The sequence below is a fragment of the Vibrio sp. 378 genome (assembly GCF_033339435.1).
Genome location: NZ_JAWOUO010000743.1, coordinates 1 through 621 on the forward strand (window position 1 = coordinate 1; position 621 = coordinate 621).

1 protein-coding gene is annotated in these 621 nt (G+C 50.9%); it reads left to right on the top strand.

Annotated elements, in window-relative coordinates; translation table 11 throughout:
• Positions 1-14: 14 nt before the first annotated feature.
• On the top strand, positions 15-621 hold a 607-nt coding region (locus R7Q48_RS28610), incomplete at its 3' end, for a type II secretion system protein N (protein ID WP_318133714.1).

Genomic DNA, 621 nt, shown 5'->3' on the forward strand with positions numbered 1-621 from the left:
TAAGCGAGGTTAAGGTGAAGCGAGCAGTACTTTACGTTGTAATCTTTATCGTTTGTTTTTCTGTTAGCTTGATCATGGGGTTACCTGTTTCTTGGGTTCTCCAGCAAGCCCCCATTGTGAAAGGGCTAGACATACAAGGTGCTCACGGTTCCGTTTGGCAAGGTCAGGCTTCTAGCGTGCGTTGGCAGCGTCAAAACCTAGGGCAAGTGAATTGGGATTTCCAATGGTCTAGCTTGTTTACCGGCAAAGCCGAATTTTCGGTACGTTTTGGGCGCGGCAGCGATATGAACATTCGCGGTCGAGGTTTAGTTGGATACAGTCTCAGCGATGGCCCTTACGCGGAAAATTTGGTGGCGTCGATCCCGGCATCGAAAGCCGTCGAACAAGCGCGCCTGCCGGTGCCTGTTAGTGTTGATGGCCAGCTGGAGTTGAACATTCGTCATGCGACTTACGCAGCTCCGTGGTGTAAAACTGGTGAAGGCACATTGGTTTGGAGTGCCAGTGGCATTCAAAGTCCAGTGGGAAGCTTAGAGCTCGGCCCTGTTATTGCTGATTTGAAATGCCAAGATAGCGTGCTAACTGCATCAGGTGAGCAAACCAGTACGCAAGTTTCCTCGGCGT